This window comes from Aeromonas sp. S41-2 (assembly GCF_027705845.1).
Classification (GTDB): Bacteria; Pseudomonadota; Gammaproteobacteria; order Enterobacterales; family Aeromonadaceae; genus Aeromonas; species Aeromonas hydrophila.
Genome location: NZ_JAPDCG010000003.1, coordinates 189121 through 204870, shown reverse-complemented (window position 1 = coordinate 204870; position 15750 = coordinate 189121). Strand labels below are relative to the sequence as shown.

The following is a 15750-nucleotide window of genomic DNA, read 5'->3' as shown; positions in this document are numbered from 1 at the left end:
CTGCCCAGCCCCGTTCTCACGGCTTGGGGGCAAATTGATCAAACACCTGCTGACCGGTCAGGGTCGGTGTCTCGTTTTTCAGCTCGTAGAAATCGGGCTTTTCATCGATGAAGATCTGGCTCGCCAGCTGGAAGGATTCGCTCTGAAACAGGCCGGCTGGCACTATGTACTCATCCGTCGACAACAGGTGATAGAAAAGGTGGGTACCGCAGGTGGGGCAAAATCCTCGCTCCGCCCACTCCGAGGAGCGATAGGCCACCGGGGTGAGCCCGCGAAAGCGCACCTCCTTGCCACAGTGCACCGCAAACAGGGGGCCGCCTGACCAGCGCCGACAGGTGCTGCAGTGACACAGCCCCACCTCCTGGTGATCGCCAGCCGAGACCTCAATCCCACCGCACAAACAATGTCCCTTCATCACGCCTCCTTGCCTCTTGTTGTCGCTTGCCATCGCTGACGTGACCGCGCCATTGCGGCCACTGCCGGATCAGATGAGTACCATGTTGCGCCCTCGTCGGCCACCGCCCATCACAAAACCGGCTGTGGGATGGCTCACGAGGCCGACAGCCAACGCTCCTGCAATGCAATCCGGTTGCCTTCCGGGTCCTGAAACTCGGCCACCTTGATGCCCTCCCCGACCTGCGTCACCGGATAGAGCAGCCGGGCACCGGCCGCCTGGGCCGTTGCCATCACCCGCTCAATCTCGCTGACCGCGAGATAGATCCGCGTGCCGTCGATACTGGGCACATAGCTCTCCCCTTTGGCCAAGGCGCCGGAGCAACCCTCCACCCCTTCTGTCAGCGGGAACAGCGCCATCTCGTTGCCATCAATCTGCGTCAATTCGAACTCGATGCCAAACACACGGTGATAAAACGCCGTGGCACGCGCCATATCCGTTACCGGGATTTCAAAATGCATGGCAATATTGAACATGAAGCCTCCTCTGATTTGCACTCATCGGCACAGTGATACCTCATTGCAGAGTGACGGCCAATGCTTTTTAACCGCTGGATATGCCTGCTTCGATAAAAATGAATATTCTGGCGATGGGTATCTAGCGAAAAAAAGGAGGCAGAGCAATAACACCTGACAGTCACCAATATCGGTCCTAAAAAATACTGTTCAATGGCATCTGCCCCAGATTATAAACAGTACCTGACCGATATTTCTGACTGACCATCCTCATCCTCATCCTCATCCTCATCCATTATTGTCAGCTATTTTTATCACCGAGCACGCTTATACGCTGATAGACATCCAGCACCGCAATCTACCTCACCCAATTGGACACTGGCTTTATTTTACAAGGCAGGATATCGAAAAGGGGAACAATATTTCCCCCGACTTGGCAAGAGAAGTGTTATCCATTACCGAGTTTATTGATACCAGCCGCTTTATGCTATTTCGCCGGTACCAGCACCCAGGGATCGCCCTTGCCCGGTTCATTGCCCTGGGTCCACCACTTGGCCTGATAGATGGCGCCCTTATAGCTCACCTTGTTGCCCGCCGTATAGACCTTGCTGGCGCTCCAGGCGGCCACATCCCCCACGGGAGGATCGGTCGGATCAACCGGCGCAGGATCCAGTTTGGCCACTACCCGCACCTTGGGCCAGTTGGCGTGGGAGCCGTAGAAGTTGGTCACGCACTTCTCGTAATCCCCCGGTACCAGTGCCGAGTAGGCGGTCTGGAACCCTACCAGCTCACATTCGAACGAGTAGCCGCCGGGCCGATCCGGGTAGTATTTCCAGTTGCCGTCCCAGTTGGTGTAGAGCACGTCGGTGGCACCGTTGAGGTTGAGGCTGCCATAGGGGGTCTGCTGCCAGCAGGTGTTCTTCTCATCGGCCTTGACGGGGATCTGATAGTGTTCGGCCAGCCCTTCCCAGTAGCGGATGCGGTTGACCGGCTGGCCCTTGTTCTTGTTCTGCTCGCCGCACTCGATGCCGCCATTGATGACGTTGATGGTGGTACCAAAGCCGTAGCCGATGCCGGCGGCGATCTCGCGCTGGGAGGGCACCCAGGTGCGATCAATCACGTGCAGCATGGCGGGTTTGGGCGCCTGCGGGGTCAGGAAGAACCAGATGGCGGAGGCGAGGTTGAGCCAGGAGTCCGCCACCAACCCGGGGTTGTTCAGCAACACGGACGCATCGCCGTCAAACATCGCCTCGGAGAAGGCGCCGTAGTTGAAGTGATAGGAGAGCTGCTTGGCGCCGCGGCCGAAATAACCCTGGCCTGTGCTGCAGGGCCACTTCTTGTTCTGCCAGTCGTTCTGACCGCAGCCGGTGGTGTAGCCGGTCTGTCCCTCCGACCAGCCCATCTCGCGCACGTGCACCAGCGCCTGCTGCCACTCCTCCAGCGCCAGCGGGTTGTCGGAGATATTCTCCTTGGCGATGTGGCCGCCGGTCTCCTGGGCGAAATGGGCGAAGGCGGTGATGATGGATTTTTTGCAGATGGCATCGGCATCGCGGCCATCGGTATATTCGCCGCAAAAAGCCGGGAATTTCCCGACCGCCCGCAAGAAGCGCTCATAGGTATATTCCGGCGCCGCCATCTGGGTTAAATAATCCCAATCCGATTCGGTGAATACCCGCTCGACCCGTTTGACGTTATCCGGATTGCTGGCCGCCCTTGGTTTGATGGCATCGACAATGGTATTGGAACGTGTCGCCAACGCTTTTGCCCAAATCCCGTACATGGGATTGGCCGTCTTGTTTTTTTCAACCGCCGCCAGATCCGGGGCGGCAATGACATATCCACCGGCATTTTGTGGGTCAGGTTGAATATTCATGGCATAACTTGGCAATGCGCAGGCAGCCGCAACCAGCCAGGCACAATGTGTAGGCTTGAACATAACAGACAGTCCTTATGTCAGAATAACGTCGGGATAAGAGTCGCCTCGAGAATAATCCTACAGGCCACTAAATTCACGGTGAAAATTAAGAATGTTGTCGGAACTGTGAGCCAATTCACTCTGCCGGTTGGCGAGCATAAAATGCATTGTGAAGCGACGTGATGACGAGTCTTTCGGTTATATGAAAATAAACCGAAGAAAAATGAGAAAAGAGCGGTCACGCCGCTCTTTCAACGACACGATCGCCTCAACGGGAAGCATCAAAGGGTAAACAGCACAATGCTGCATCAGGCCCCGCCGCGACGAGGCCCACCGCTTATCCGTGCCGTGCTCGCACCGCGCGGATCAGAATATTGCGGGGGGTCATGGGCTTGTCGCAAAACTCGCCCACCTCCACCCGGTAGCCCTGCTCTTGCAAGAAGAGGGCGCGATCCAGCACCAGCCAGAGTTCCAGCGGACGACGAAACAGGTGACGCACCAGCTCCATGCGGGCGACATCGCCATAGCGCGCCTCCCCTTTTGCCAGAAACCCGGCGTAGTCGAGGCCGGCCGGCAACACCAGCCCCTTTCGTTCGGCGGCCCAGCCACAGAAATCCTCGAAGGTACCGGTCAGCAGGCTCTTTTGCATGTTGGGCACCGGCAGATACTCGTCCACCCCGCGCACCTGGCGCTGCAGACAATCAAAGGCCAACCGCCAGGCCACTTCCTGCTCACGCAGGCGGGCGATGCGGGCGCCACCGGTGACCGTCTCCTGCAGCGGCAACTTCAGATCGCTCTTGGCAAGCTGCAGCACACTGGCCTTTGCCGGGCCGGAGAGCGGACGGTAGTGGCTGGTGCGGATCAGGTGATAACAGCAGGGGGAGAGGGTCACCCCCTCGGCACCGCTCGCCGCCACCTGTTCAATCAGATGGGTGTGCAGCTCGCCGCAGGCGTGCAGCGCCATGGCGTGATGGGCCGGGGCGATCAGCTGGGCGGTCTCATCGGCGAAGGCGTCGGCACAGACAAATGCCATCCGGGCGCCGTCGCGAGCGGCCAGCTGGCGCCCCTCCTCGCACAGTGGCGCCTGCAGCTCCAGGCTCAGCACCTCGGCTTGACGGTGCAGGGAGACCAGCCGCCCCAGGTGGCCCTTGCCCGCACACCACTCCAGATAGGGGCCGCGGTGCGCGGGCAGACAGGCAGTGAAGGCTTCAATCTGGGCCTGCTTGCGCCCCGGCATGTACATCGCCATGGTTCGCTCGCACGGGATGGGCTCGGCCGTCAGGGTCGGCAACGCGCTCAGGGCATGCAGCGCCGACCCCTGCGGGATCCAGGGGACAAGCAGCTCGCACAGGGCAGGCATGTCGCCATCGAGCCGTTCAATCTCGGCCAGCGACAGGGCATTGAGCCGCTCAGCCAGCGCAGGCGCCGCCTTGGCAAAGGCAAGGTCCAGGTGGTGGTAAGGTTGGTATTGCCACCAGTGCCGGGCTTCGCTCAGCAATCTATCCAGTTGTTGAAAACGTTGAGCCAGCACGCGCGCCCCTGTTCTGCCGTCAAAATGGAGGCTCATTCTAGCGATCCCGCGTCAAAAAGCACTCTCATCTATGCCGCACCGTTATGGCTGCCCCGCAGTCTTCCGTGCCAACAGGTTTCGATGATGCCCCCGATGTCCTGCGACCGGGCTTAGCCTGACAAAGAGCGGGGTTTTGTGGTATATTACGCCCCTTCATTATCTTGGCCCGCCCATCGCGGGCCATTTTACCAACGTGAATGGAACCAAAACATGACCATCAATGCCATCCTGCAAGCGCGCGCGGGCGCCAAGTGTGAACTGTGCGGTGCCGAACAGGCGCTGACTGCCTTCGCGGTCCCCCACTCTCCGGCCAGCGATGATGATCACAGCGTTGCCCTGTGCGACACCTGCCGTGGCCAGCTGGAGCAGCCGGCGACCACAGTGGTCAACCACTGGCGTTGCCTGGGCGACAGCATGTGGAGCCAGGTGCCTGCGGTACAGGTCATGGCGTGGCGCCAGCTGAAGAACCTCTCCGCTCAAGGCGAGGTCTGGGCCCAGGACATGCTGGACATGATGTACATGGAAGAAGAGACCAAGGCCTGGGCCGAAGCGGGCATGGCCAGCGACGATGACGACAGCGTGCCCACCGTTGACTCCAACGGCGCCGTATTGGTCGAAGGTGACTCGGTTACCCTGATCAAGGATCTGGACGTCAAGGGCGCAGGCTTCACCGCCAAGCGCGGCACCCTGGTGAAGGGCATCCGCCTCACCAACAACCCGCTGCACATCGAAGGCAAGGTCAACGGTGTGCAGATCGTGCTGGTCGCCGCCTACCTCAAAAAGGCCTGATCGCCCTCTGCCCTGCCAGCAAGAGCGCCCCACGGGGCGCTTTTTTTGTGCCTGCCGATAACACTACCGCCCCCCTGTTCTGGCTTCGAACCATCGCGACACAAGGCCCTACGCCGGCACGCTGTCTGCCGTTATTTTGAGCGAAAGGTTGGTGTCATCAGCGACCCTGTGGCACTCTGGCGTTTCATGGACTGACCTACCCCCGACACCGCGAGTGTCATCACTGCAAAAGGAGCACGCCAGATGGCCAAAGTCAGCAAGAAAGAGATCAAGCAGAAGATTGCCGCCCGCCTTGAGAAAATTGCCAAGCACGAGAGCAAGATCAAGAAGCTGAAGAAAGCCCTGAAATAAGGGCCGGCAGAACAAAAAGACCGCCTGATGGCGGTTTTTTTGTGGCGATATCAGTCGCAAGTCACGTTCAAAGGCCATGCTTGCCATCCTCTGGCCAGTACCAATACCTCCTGCTCCAGCCACAGACCTTGTCCAATCAGATGCATGAGCGCCTCTGCCAGCGGATTGCCCTGCCCGCCGGTCTCAGGCTCAATGCTCCAGGGCGTCTTACCTCTGCTGATCAGTTGCCCCTCCAGACGCTGAGTCAGCGGGCGGGCATAGTGATGAACATACGCCACCAATGCGTCGGGCAACCAGAGCACCAAGGGGCGATGGAGGACATTAGCCAGTTCAGCAGCAATATCCAATCCCCGCTGATCCAGGTCGCCAAAGTGGGCCCAAGGAACAACCGCCGGCAGCAGCGGGATCACTTGCCGCGCCAGTCTGGTATTGCGGCCAGGCACATAAAGCAACAACTCCCCTGCTTGCAACGGGTAATCCACGAAGGCCCCCTTGTTCTCCACCGTGACTATCTGCTGCCCTTGCCACTCGATGCCCTGCAACTTGCAAAGACAACGCTCCGGCAAGACCAGCTCTCCCAATAGCGCCAACTGTGCCGTCATATCATGACGCTGGCCGCTCTTATCAATGAGTCGCAACGGGCTCATGGTACGCAGCCGGACCACCTCATCCTGTGTCAATGTTATCTCGATAGCATCATTATCTGGACCTATCCCACTCTTGCTGTCCCCATACCAGAGGGCATGAAAGCTGGCCTGGTTGAGGCTCGTAGGCAGGTCCACCCCGAGAGCAAGTAAAGTGTCACGCCTGTTCGCCATCGTTGGCGCCACTTGCGCTAGCTGTCCGGTGAGATAAGCACGCCCGGCATCAGTCAGCACATGACGAGCGCCTCGCCCCACCGGCTTGATTCCGTCCACTGCCTGCAACAGGGTATGCAACTCACGGCCATGCCTGCTAGCAAGTGAATCCCCTTTCTCATTGGTACCCGCCAGCATGCGCACACACAAATCCTGTACCCTACGCTCATCAAACAGTGACATCTTTGCCTCCCCATTTCGGTGCCATATGGAAAAGAAGTAGAGTGGATTTTACTGCTAGCTGCCGTGACCCGACTCGCACCAAGGAAAGATCACGCTCCTAGCCTTTAGGCGCACTAGGTAGCCTTCTCGCCAAGAACCGTCGGCGCGTCACTGGCAAACCCAGGGCAAACGGCGCAAGCTGGTTGTCATACTGCCACCCCGCTGCCGGGCGGGAGCAGGCCGGCGATACCTTCACAGGGGCTTTTCATGACGCAACCAACAGCACCGCAACCCGCCTCCTCCTGGCATCTTGCGGACATTCGCGAGCTGACCCGACTGTTCATTCAGGCCCTGCCTGCAACGATACAGCTCACCGAGGCCGTCCATCAGGCGGTATTGAGCGGCATGGGCTTCAAGGGGCGGGAGGAAGGAAAGACGGCGGGGATCACCGGGCTGGTCTACAAGGGGGTATATGGCGCCGCCAGCGCGCTGGGCAGCGGTATCCATGCCCTGCTTGCCCGTCTGCCGCCAGCCCCGCCCCTGCAGCAAATTCCCGACACGCCCAGCCGCGCGGCCCTGCTCGCCACCCTCAATGGCGTGATGGGGGACAAGCTGGTCGAGAGTCACAATGCCCTGGCCACCCCCATGACCCTGCGTTATCTCGGCAAGCCCCTGAGCTGGCCGGCCCTGCAGGCGCCACTGCCCCCTCGCGCACGGGTGCTGCTGATGGTGCACGGGCTGTGCATGAACGATCTGCAGTGGCAGACCCGGCATCAGGATGCGCCGGTCAATCACGGGGAGATGCTGGCCAAGGCGCTGGGTTACGTCCCCATCTATGTGCGCTACAACTCGGGCCTCTCCATCGTGCAGAACGGTCACGCACTGGCCCGTCAGCTGGAACAACTGGCGACCCACTGGCCGGGCGGCCTTGGCGAGATCAGCGTGCTGGCCTACAGCATGGGCGGGCTGGTGATCCGCAGCGCCTGTCACAGCGCCGACCTGGCCGCCCATGCCTGGCCGGCTCACCTTAAAAACCTGTTGTTCCTCGGTACGCCCCATCATGGCGCACCGCTCGAATCTGCTGGCCACTGGCTGGAGCAACTGCTGCCGACGACTACCTACAGCGAGCCGTTCGTCAGGCTGGCACAGCTGCGCAGCGTCGGCATCAAGGATCTGCGCCACGGCAAGGTGATGGACTCATCTCCTGCCCGAAATCCCCCTTCTTCCCCCTTGGCCGATCCTCGCGCGCCCTTACCCCTGCCCGGCGGAGTCCGCTGTTTTGCCATTGCGGCCACCACGGCGGCCAAACGCAGCGTGTTGGCAGATCGGTTGATTGGTGATGGTCTGGTGCCCCTGCGCAGTGCCCTTGGCCTGCATGACGAGACACGCCACCAGCTGGCTTTTCTCCCCGCCCATACCATGATTGCCTATCGCACCAGCCACATGGCGCTGCTCGGCAGCCCGCAGGTGGCTCGCCAGCTGCTGCACTGGCTACAGAGCGATCACCAGGAACAGAGCCCGGCTGGGGAGCACGACCCGCAATAGGCCAAAGCGGCCGGTTTGCCCCGACATAAAGTAAAAAACCGCCAGCCGGCGGTTTTTTCATTGTCTGGCAGTCACATCAGGCGGGCGCGGCCAAATACCCGGATTGAGCTGCCGGGCTCGGGGGGGATCTCGGCATGCAGGTGCGACGCCATCCCCATATCCTCCCCTTGAAAGAGGTCGATGATGCCGCCGTGGGGCCAGTGCAGATCCCGCAGGTAACCGGCAAAGGCCGCGGTAGCGGCGCCGGTGGCGGGATCCTCATACACGCCGCCATAGGCAAAGGGGTTGCGGGTATGAAACAGCTGCTCGCGGGCGGCATACGCCAGCAAGATGGTGACCAGCCCCTCTTGCTGCATCAGGGTCCGTCCCTCAGCCATCTGGTAGTGCATGGCCGCCAGGGCGGCGCGACTATTGAGCGCCAGCACCAGATGATCGGCGCCGCCATGAATGAGGGCCGGTGGAATGCGGGGATCCAGGTCTGCCTGGGTATAACCAAACAGCGCCAGCGCGGCGCTCACCAGTTCGGCCGGGGCTGGTGAGCTTCGGGTGGGGGGCGATTGCAGCGCCGCCTGCCACTCCCCTTCCCCGTCCAGCCAGCTCGATACCGAGATAGTGGCCTGATTGAGTTGCAGCTGATACTCGCCGGCGCCAACCCGGCGGGCCAACGCCACCCCGAGGGCAATGGTAGCGTGACCGCAAAACGGTACCTCGGCGGCAGGAGAGAAATAGCGAACCCGCCACTGCCGCAAGCCAGCCTACTCGTTCCCCGGCGTTGCTGGCGCTGGCAAGGGCGCGGCGAACGCGGTCTCCGAAAAGCCCACCTCGGCGGCGATGCGCTGCATCTCCTCGACACCGGGCAGCTGCGGCCCCAGCCAGACCCCGGCCGGATTGCCGCCCTTGGCACCGGTGGAGAAGGCGGCAATGCGCACCAACTCGGGTTCCCACTCACGCTCTGTCATCGCTCGCTCCTGACTGTCGCCGACATGATTGGCCTGCACTTGCCACAGGCCGCTTTCCATAAGATAGCGAGCCCGCCGCGGCCGGTAAATTAAATGGTGCGCGGGTGCCGCTTGGGCGCCGCAGATCCGGGCCACAGCAGCTACGTTTGATGCGTGTCTGTATAAGGTCCTGTTGTGGAGCACCCTATGTATTCTTACACCCTCACCTTCAAGGAGGAGGTCGACAAGCTGACCGCCCCCGAACATGAAATCAGCCTGCACACTCCCGCCCAGGCCGGTGATTTCATCATCCTCTCCGATGGCAGCCGTCATCAGGTGATGTTTGTCACCCACCGCGCCAACTACAGCAGCCTCTATCTCGACAAGGGGGTACGAGTGCCGCAAGGCTAGCAAAACCGTCAACCGTTGCAGACAACAAAAGCGCGGCCCTTGGCCGCGCGGTGAACGTTCGGGCAGATCAAGGGATATCAGAGCACCTTGATCACCGGCTGGTGCATGATGGCAACCTCGTTCTGATAGACCACCAACTCGCCCGGCGGCGTGCCGCGCTCACCCAAAAAGGTCACGGCGCACTCGTAGCGGTAAGGGCCGCTGGTGAATAGATAGGTGTGGTTGCCCCCCGTCCCCTCCACCCTGACGGTGCCATTTTTCAGCACCAGATCCGGCTTGTCGCTGAGCGCCTTGCCCTTGGCCCAGGAGGCATAGCGATAACGGCCGTCACCCAGCTCGTCGATGCGAATGGTAAATTTCTCGGTCTGCCACATCAGCTCAGGGCGCTGGTACTCCCGCAGACCGGGATAAAGATCGCTTTTCTGTTTGGCGACAAGCTCAGCCTTGCGTTTTGCAGCCTGCGCCGTCTGATGATTGATGCCGATCACCTTGCCATCGAAATCCAGCCACACCTCGCCACTGCCCAGCATGATGCCGCGCCAGCCCATGGCCTGCCAATCCTGCCCGACCCGGGAGCTGGCGATGCTGTTTAAAAGGGCGTCATCAAACACCTCGTCGAAACGGGCCACCATCTCGGATGGGCTCTTGATGACCGGGATAGGATACTCCTGCTTGAAGGGATACTTCATATGACGGGCAAGGGCCTGTGGATCCCGTGCCTTGGCGGCATCGATCACCTTCTGTACCAGAGGGCGATACTCGGCGCCGAGCTGCGGCTCCTCGGCATACCCTGGCGCCATGGTCAGCAGCCAGCCCAACAGCACCACCAGCACAAGCGCCCCCCCTCCGCGCACACGCCTTGACGACCAAGCGACGTTCCAGGAAACCTGCCACTGCATCTTGCTCATGCCCCCTCCTCAATCAGCTTGGCCATTATATATTCATCGACATATGCACCATCGACCCTCATCGTATTGCGTTTGACCCCTTCCACCTCGAATCCGCAGGCGCGGTATAGCGCACAAGCCCGGGCATTGTGACACATGACGCTCAACTCCATACGGGTAAAGCCGTGCGTCCTGGCCCACGCCTCCAGCGCAGACATCATTTTTTTGCCAAAGCCCTGTCCAGTTGTAGAGAGTTGAATGCCGATAACGCAATACAGTACATGTTTGTTGCGATTTGCCGGTTGACCGATGCCGACAATAAAACCAGCAATCTCGTCATGCTCCGACAGAACCAGCATGACTCTGTTGTCTGCATCGATAAACGAGGCCAATATTTGAGCTTGCTCGATCTCAGTCGTGGTGCGCTCACCCGGCTCATAGAGCATAAAGGTTGTTTCATTGTCGAGTCTGTTCATCAAGGCCAGTAGGTTATCTGCATCCGATACCCGGACCTGTCTCACTTCCATCTATTTTCCCCTCCATGGGACTTTGTTTTTCCTTTTCAAATACGGCTACTGATCACGCAGGGTCCGGCAACCAATATTCATAGAAATCTGTCTCGGCATGCTTGGGGTTTGGCCCCAAATATTGCCACCCGCTGCGCTGATAGAAACGCAGCGCCCGCGGGTTGAGACGGCTGACCGACAACACCACTCGCCGGCAGCCAGCCTGCCACAAGGTGCGACCGATATATTGCAGCAGCATATCGGCCATGCCTTGACCACGGGCCTGTGGCGTCAAATAGATCAGGTATATGTAGCCGGTTTCCGGTTCGGCTGAGACAGTGCAAAACTCCAGCTGCCCCACTATCTCGTCCCCCTGCCAGACATGCAGATAATGCCACTCTTTGTTGGTCAGCCTCGTCGCCATCCGCTCCCGATAGCCCGCCAGAAACGCCTCAAATCCCTCGTTGCGATGGAAGCTGCAAACATAGGCGTCCCGGCGAGCCGCCACACAAACCCCATAGTCACGCGCCAGGTTTATTTTTTTGAATTCGAGGTGCATGCGCCATCCTGTTTCATTGGGCAGACAGGCTATGGGTCCAGACAGATATAAACAGTGAGCAATGGCATCAGTCGAATGACTCTTCAGCCTCTCTGATAGTGGAGGAGATCAGCTGTTCGAAGATTTCCATTTGTCCGGCAGGAATAAGCTGAGATTGCATCAATCTACGTTTTTCCGGACCAAAACACCGTTCGGCCACCCAGCCAATCAAATAAACCAGTGAGAGGCAGCCACCTGCCGTTGCAATATTTCCTTGCACGACCAGAGGAGCGTCCTGAACATCCCCCCCCATCTCCAGCAACTGGGCTTTGGCTGCAGGGTTGGTTGTTAATTTCTTTCCCTGCAGCAAGCCCAGCTCATGCAATATGAATGAACCAGCACAAATTGAGCCAATCAGTTGTCGCTGCGGATCCAGCCGCAATGCGGACATGAACTCATGGTCTTGCAGCGCGGCAGGGATACCACGCTGCCCGCTGGTGATCAGCACTACATCCTGATCCTGTGCTTCCGCCACATATCCATCCGTCTTTACGTTGATACCCAGTGCAGAGCCATGCTCAGGCTTGGTTCCCAGTATTTTCACCGACCAGCTCTCTTTGCATCTCCCAAGCAGGTCATACATCAAGAAAAAATCCACATCGGTGAAATCATCAAATAAAACAATACCAACCTTGTACATGGCTACCCCACCCTCCTGTGCAGATAATCAAATGGATATGTAATGCGCCGCATGAAATATCACGTCATGTCGCCTTGAGGTGTTTTTTAACCTTCTTCAACGCCATCTTGCGCTTTAGCGGCGAGAGATAATCGATAAACACCTTGCCCTGCAGATGATCGATCTCATGCTGCATCACGATGGCCAGAAAATCGCCGCTCTTGACCGTGATAGGCACGCCATGGCGATCCAGTGCCGACACCACCACCGAGCCGTAACGCTCAACATCGGCATAATAATCCGGTACGGACAGACACCCCTCTTGGCCAAACGCCGGTTCGGTGCCGCTTATCACTTGCGGATTGATCAACACCAGCGGCTGATCCCGTTTTTCTGACAGGTCGATGATGACAATGGCCTCCTTGCGCCCCACTTGCGTGGCCGCCAGACCAATACCATTGTCGGTGGCATAGAGGGTCTCCAGCATGTCATCGATCAGGCCTTGCACGGCCGCAATATCCTCAACCGGTTCGGCTTTGATGCCCAATCGCGGGTCGGGAACCGTTAAAATATCCAGCCTTGCCATCAATACTCTCCCTCAACCATGGGCACCCCATGACTCTTCTCTCGTCACCGGCCGAGACAAGGAGACGAACGCCGGCTCTTCCGCTACCACCTGATAACCGAGGCGCCGATAAAACTCTATCGCCCTCTGATTGGCGCTAAAGCTCGACAGGGTCACCCTATGCCTCCCTTCACATGCTGCCTCGCGATGCAGCCGCGCCATGACGGCCGAGCCAAGCTGCCGGCCCTGATAAGGGGGGAAGATAATCAACAGATGAATGTGCAGCGCATCGTCGTATGGCTTGCAACAGAGCAGACCGACTCGCTCCCCCTCTGCCAGGATCCACGAAAACCAGTGTGGCTGATATTCGCTGGTCAACCGCTCGCGCTGAAAGTCGTCATCCCAGCCAAACACCGCCTCGACATAGGAAAAGATCCCCTCCTTGACGGCCGCAAAGCGCTGTTCAAACTCACTTGGCGCTATCCCCGCCAGTTCGATCTCCATTCCCTCTCCTCGGCTCAACCATCTTGGCGGCCTGATGACCGCCCTGGTCAGAGCGCCCACCCGCCATGGCGTTCATGTCGCTTGGCCCCAAAATTGATTTTCATTTGGGTATCTTACCGAACAATCTGGAGATGAAAAGACGGCAGGCATAAACAGGTGGGATAAGAGCAATAAGCCCCCACTCAACCTCTCGGTAGAGGATGCAGAGGCGCAGACCAGGGGTGCCATGATCGGATGGGATAGCGCCCGGGGCGACATCGAAGCATGAGTGTCGGAGCATGAACAACAATCGGGCCAGCCTTGGGCCCGATGGGTTTAAGGGGGGCTCACCTCCTCCATAAAAATCAGCCGCAGCGGCTCTGCCAGCAGCGCCTTAGCCTCTGCGGCAAAGGCCTGGAAATAGTCCGTCTGGCAGTGACTGTCCAGCGCAGCCTGATTGATGAACGCCTCGCGCATGTAGAAGGTGCCCGGCTCGTCCTGCAATTCAAACAGCACGTAATCCAGGTTGCCCGGCTCACGCCGCGTCGGCGCAATGAGCTTTAGCAGCTCGCGGCGCAGTGGCTCTCTCATGCCGGCGCGGGCTTTCAGCACGGCGATGGACACCCGTTTCTGTTCACTCATCTTGGTCTACTCCATGTTCTCAAGGGTAAGCAAAGGGGCCCAGATCCGGGCGCTGCCTTTGCGTCGAGCTGCAGTGTAAGAGGAGCGGCCAGGCGGGATATAGCCGGGCAGGATGGACACTCTGTTCAAGCCACTGAAGGAATCAGCACCTAGAGCGCCTCTATCTTCACCTTGATAAGCCCGGCGCGAGGATTGCCGATGGCGCTGAAGGCCGCTTTGGAGAGATCGATGATGCGCCCGCGCGGGAAATTGCCCCTGTCGTTGACCCTGACCACCACGCTCTTGCCGTTGGCGAGGTTGGTGACCCGCACCATGGCGCCGAAGGGCAACTCCATGTGAGCGGCGGTGTTGGCGTGGCGCTGATAAGGCTCACCGCTGGCGGTGCGCTTGTTGTGGTAGCGATCGGCGTAGTAGGAGGCAAGCCCCGTCTCGCTATAGCCGCGCCAGCTGCCGCCGTGGCTCTCGTCATAGCGGCTGCTGCAGGCGGCCAGCAGCAGGCACAGGGAGGCCAGCAGCCCTTTTTGCACCATGATCCTCATCATCTACTTCCTCGACCCGTTATGAGATGTCGCGTTCGCCCCGTCCGGCTGTCATGGCCAGACGGGCGCCCGCGAGCAGGAGCCTACTCTCTCACATTTCCCATGAAAAACGGGAGGCCCAAGCCTCCCGTTTGTGTGTTCACCCGTCAGCCCCTGTCAGGGGAACAATATGCTGATCGATATATGCCTAGTTGTACAAAACAACCAAAATGTAGTCTCCACCAATACTACCCCAAATCCCCCCTTTGCCTTTCGAGAAAGTCACTAAATTTTCGTGTGGAGCCAAAATAATTTGGGTATGCCTGTTTTAGAGCACGGACATCAGAGGCGGAGACAAGAACAGATATAATTATCTTTTCATTTAAATCAGCTTCATTTAACTCAGCAAGAGCTTTTTCACTGTTTTTCATTGAGAAGTGTTTAACTGTCACCTGTATTTTCTTTTCCTGTTCTTCGAGTATGTGCATGCAAACCAGAAACAATCCCTGTCCATTCCTCCCTTGCTTGACAGCTTTATGATCTGTCGTAAATGTTATGGCTAATGTATACCTTGCAAGTTTTAATACAACATCTAACTTATCAGCAAGTTCACTAAGCTCCTGCCTAAGACTTATAAGAGTTTGTGCATCTTCGATAACACATGCTTTTTCTTCATGTGATACCAATCGCCCAGCGATGGAAAACAGCTTACGCCAGTCATCATGCCCATCATGCCTTGTCTTAAGATTAATCTGCTCAAGAGTATCAATAATCTCTAGACTTGTAGCCCAAGCATGCTGTAACTCAGTTCTTAGCTGAACTTCAACCTTTGCTTTTTTCCATTCGTGATCAGCCAGTTGATTTTCATAGCAACTGTACACCAAATGAACACCGCCATATCCACTTTCTTTAGGTGTGAGATAGTCTTTGATACTCACTATTTTATGAACCGAGCGACTACTCTCTAATTTTTTTTGAAGCTGTTTCAACTGTTTTATATTTTTTACTATAGCTCGACAGCCAGCAATGTCTTGCATACGCGTCAATTTAATTGAATTAGTATTGTGCCCATCTAGCGTCGGTCTTTCCAACTTATCAATGATGGTTGAAAGCCGTTTAAGTCGTCTCGCAACTAAGACTTTGTTACTAACCTGAGATGCTATTCTTGCCAAATGATTTTTCATCAACATTAATGGGTAAAGATGATATTCACGAAATCCTTGAATCCTTCTTATAGCTTCAGAACGCCCCGTATCATCCATGCCATGCCTAATATCTCTAGCCGCACGGTCTATTTCATTTTTACTATATTCAAGTGGTTTCTTTTGGTTTTTATACTGTGAAATTGCCATTTCAAATCCTTTTGTCATTCTGGCCAGTATAGATGTCAATATTATTTTGACAGTTTACCGTTGCTTTAACTGTAAAAAAAGATGCATTGCTCATGTAAAACGGGAGGCCAAGCCTCCCGTTTTCATACCTCCT

The 15750-nt window shown here is 57.6% G+C and carries 17 protein-coding genes and 1 pseudogene; 3 read left to right on the top strand and 15 right to left on the bottom strand.

All coding sequences use genetic code 11. The features are described 5' to 3' along the window. Positions 1–16: 16 nt before the first annotated feature. The 4 genes from OKC44_RS08920 to OKC44_RS08905 form a co-directional block, all read right to left on the bottom strand. Positions 17–415, bottom strand: a complete 399-nt coding sequence (locus tag OKC44_RS08920) for a GFA family protein (RefSeq protein WP_270812337.1) — start codon at positions 413–415, stop codon at positions 17–19. 134 nt (positions 416–549) lie between these two features. Then, on the bottom strand, positions 550–930 hold the full coding sequence (locus tag OKC44_RS08915; protein ID WP_270812334.1) for a VOC family protein: 381 nt from the start codon (positions 928–930) through the stop codon (positions 550–552). A gap of 466 nt (positions 931–1396) precedes the next feature. Next, on the bottom strand, positions 1397–2845 hold the full coding sequence (locus OKC44_RS08910; protein WP_201973513.1) for a chitinase: 1449 nt from the start codon (positions 2843–2845) through the stop codon (positions 1397–1399). Between the two features lie 316 nt (positions 2846–3161). After that, the gene (locus OKC44_RS08905; RefSeq protein WP_270812330.1) at positions 3162–4391 is read right to left on the bottom strand and encodes a methyltransferase; all 1230 of its coding nucleotides are present in this window, start codon (positions 4389–4391) and stop codon (positions 3162–3164) included. Between the two features lie 213 nt (positions 4392–4604). On the opposite strand from OKC44_RS08905, the gene OKC44_RS08900 reads away from it, so the two are divergent. Further along, positions 4605–5183 (top strand): PhnA domain-containing protein, encoded by a 579-nt coding sequence (locus OKC44_RS08900; protein WP_016350625.1) that lies wholly within the window; start codon positions 4605–4607, stop codon positions 5181–5183. 401 nt (positions 5184–5584) lie between these two features. Here the strand turns inward: OKC44_RS08900 and OKC44_RS08895 are convergent, their stop codons facing one another. Continuing rightward, positions 5585–6574 carry a Wadjet anti-phage system protein JetD domain-containing protein gene (locus OKC44_RS08895; protein WP_270812327.1) on the bottom strand — a complete coding sequence of 330 codons (990 nt, stop codon included), beginning with the start codon at positions 6572–6574 and terminating at the stop codon, positions 5585–5587. 246 nt (positions 6575–6820) lie between these two features. On the opposite strand from OKC44_RS08895, the gene OKC44_RS08890 reads away from it, so the two are divergent. Then, positions 6821–8098, top strand: coding sequence for a lipase family alpha/beta hydrolase (locus OKC44_RS08890; RefSeq protein ID WP_270812324.1), 1278 nt, complete (start codon positions 6821–6823; stop codon positions 8096–8098). A 71-nt stretch (positions 8099–8169) separates the two neighbouring features. Here OKC44_RS08890 and OKC44_RS08885 read toward each other — a convergent pair. Then, positions 8170–9057: pseudogene (locus tag OKC44_RS08885) on the bottom strand (PhzF family phenazine biosynthesis protein). A 186-nt stretch (positions 9058–9243) separates the two neighbouring features. Between OKC44_RS08885 and OKC44_RS08880 the strand changes: the two are divergent. Beyond that, on the top strand, positions 9244–9447 hold the full coding sequence (locus tag OKC44_RS08880) for a hypothetical protein (protein WP_270812321.1): 204 nt from the start codon (positions 9244–9246) through the stop codon (positions 9445–9447). Positions 9448–9524: 77 nt separating this feature from the next. Here OKC44_RS08880 and OKC44_RS08875 read toward each other — a convergent pair whose 3' ends face one another. From OKC44_RS08875 to OKC44_RS08835, 9 genes are all read right to left on the bottom strand, one after another. Then, on the bottom strand, positions 9525–10355 hold the full coding sequence (locus OKC44_RS08875) for a hypothetical protein (RefSeq protein WP_442865718.1): 831 nt from the start codon (positions 10353–10355) through the stop codon (positions 9525–9527). Next, complete coding sequence (locus tag OKC44_RS08870) at positions 10352–10861, bottom strand: GNAT family N-acetyltransferase (protein ID WP_270812320.1); 510 nt, start codon at positions 10859–10861, stop codon at positions 10352–10354. The genes OKC44_RS08875 and OKC44_RS08870 overlap by 4 nt, the downstream gene beginning before the upstream one ends. 52 nt (positions 10862–10913) lie before the next feature. Further along, on the bottom strand, positions 10914–11399 hold the full coding sequence (locus tag OKC44_RS08865; RefSeq protein WP_270812319.1) for a GNAT family N-acetyltransferase: 486 nt from the start codon (positions 11397–11399) through the stop codon (positions 10914–10916). A 67-nt stretch (positions 11400–11466) separates the two neighbouring features. Next, complete coding sequence (locus OKC44_RS08860; protein ID WP_270812317.1) at positions 11467–12078, bottom strand: DJ-1/PfpI family protein; 612 nt, start codon at positions 12076–12078, stop codon at positions 11467–11469. A gap of 64 nt (positions 12079–12142) precedes the next feature. Beyond that, the gene (gene def, locus OKC44_RS08855; protein ID WP_219253008.1) at positions 12143–12643 is read right to left on the bottom strand and encodes a peptide deformylase; all 501 of its coding nucleotides are present in this window, start codon (positions 12641–12643) and stop codon (positions 12143–12145) included. A 12-nt stretch (positions 12644–12655) separates the two neighbouring features. After that, a complete protein-coding gene (locus tag OKC44_RS08850; protein WP_270812316.1) occupies positions 12656–13126 on the bottom strand; it encodes a GNAT family N-acetyltransferase in 471 nt (156 codons plus the stop codon). 315 nt (positions 13127–13441) lie between these two features. After that, a complete protein-coding gene (locus OKC44_RS08845) occupies positions 13442–13747 on the bottom strand; it encodes a putative quinol monooxygenase (protein ID WP_270812314.1) in 306 nt (101 codons plus the stop codon). Positions 13748–13896: 149 nt separating this feature from the next. Beyond that, complete coding sequence (locus OKC44_RS08840) at positions 13897–14286, bottom strand: septal ring lytic transglycosylase RlpA family protein (RefSeq protein WP_270812735.1); 390 nt, start codon at positions 14284–14286, stop codon at positions 13897–13899. Positions 14287–14513: 227 nt separating this feature from the next. After that, positions 14514–15617: a RelA/SpoT domain-containing protein gene (locus OKC44_RS08835; RefSeq protein ID WP_270812312.1), complete on the bottom strand. Its 1104-nt coding sequence runs from the start codon at positions 15615–15617 to the stop codon at positions 14514–14516. Positions 15618–15750: the final 133 nt, after the last annotated feature.

Bases quoted from the DNA above. Each gene is read 5' to 3' on its own strand.
- OKC44_RS08920 (WP_270812337.1), bottom strand. From the start codon at position 415: ATGAAGGGACATTGTTTGTGCGGTGGGATTGAGGTCTCGGCTGGCGAT.
- OKC44_RS08915 (WP_270812334.1), bottom strand. From the start codon at position 930: ATGTTCAATATTGCCATGCATTTTGAAATCCCGGTAACGGATATGGCG.
- OKC44_RS08910 (WP_201973513.1), bottom strand. From the start codon at position 2,845: ATGTTCAAGCCTACACATTGTGCCTGGCTGGTTGCGGCTGCCTGCGCA.
- OKC44_RS08905 (WP_270812330.1), bottom strand. From the start codon at position 4,391: ATGAGCCTCCATTTTGACGGCAGAACAGGGGCGCGCGTGCTGGCTCAA.
- OKC44_RS08900 (WP_016350625.1), top strand. From the start codon at position 4,605: ATGACCATCAATGCCATCCTGCAAGCGCGCGCGGGCGCCAAGTGTGAA.
- OKC44_RS08895 (WP_270812327.1), bottom strand. From the start codon at position 6,574: ATGTCACTGTTTGATGAGCGTAGGGTACAGGATTTGTGTGTGCGCATG.
- OKC44_RS08890 (WP_270812324.1), top strand. From the start codon at position 6,821: ATGACGCAACCAACAGCACCGCAACCCGCCTCCTCCTGGCATCTTGCG.
- OKC44_RS08880 (WP_270812321.1), top strand. From the start codon at position 9,244: ATGTATTCTTACACCCTCACCTTCAAGGAGGAGGTCGACAAGCTGACC.
- OKC44_RS08875 (WP_442865718.1), bottom strand. From the start codon at position 10,355: ATGAGCAAGATGCAGTGGCAGGTTTCCTGGAACGTCGCTTGGTCGTCA.
- OKC44_RS08870 (WP_270812320.1), bottom strand. From the start codon at position 10,861: ATGGAAGTGAGACAGGTCCGGGTATCGGATGCAGATAACCTACTGGCC.
- OKC44_RS08865 (WP_270812319.1), bottom strand. From the start codon at position 11,399: ATGCACCTCGAATTCAAAAAAATAAACCTGGCGCGTGACTATGGGGTT.
- OKC44_RS08860 (WP_270812317.1), bottom strand. From the start codon at position 12,078: ATGTACAAGGTTGGTATTGTTTTATTTGATGATTTCACCGATGTGGAT.
- def (WP_219253008.1), bottom strand. From the start codon at position 12,643: ATGGCAAGGCTGGATATTTTAACGGTTCCCGACCCGCGATTGGGCATC.
- OKC44_RS08850 (WP_270812316.1), bottom strand. From the start codon at position 13,126: ATGGAGATCGAACTGGCGGGGATAGCGCCAAGTGAGTTTGAACAGCGC.
- OKC44_RS08845 (WP_270812314.1), bottom strand. From the start codon at position 13,747: ATGAGTGAACAGAAACGGGTGTCCATCGCCGTGCTGAAAGCCCGCGCC.
- OKC44_RS08840 (WP_270812735.1), bottom strand. From the start codon at position 14,286: ATGAGGATCATGGTGCAAAAAGGGCTGCTGGCCTCCCTGTGCCTGCTG.
- OKC44_RS08835 (WP_270812312.1), bottom strand. From the start codon at position 15,617: ATGGCAATTTCACAGTATAAAAACCAAAAGAAACCACTTGAATATAGT.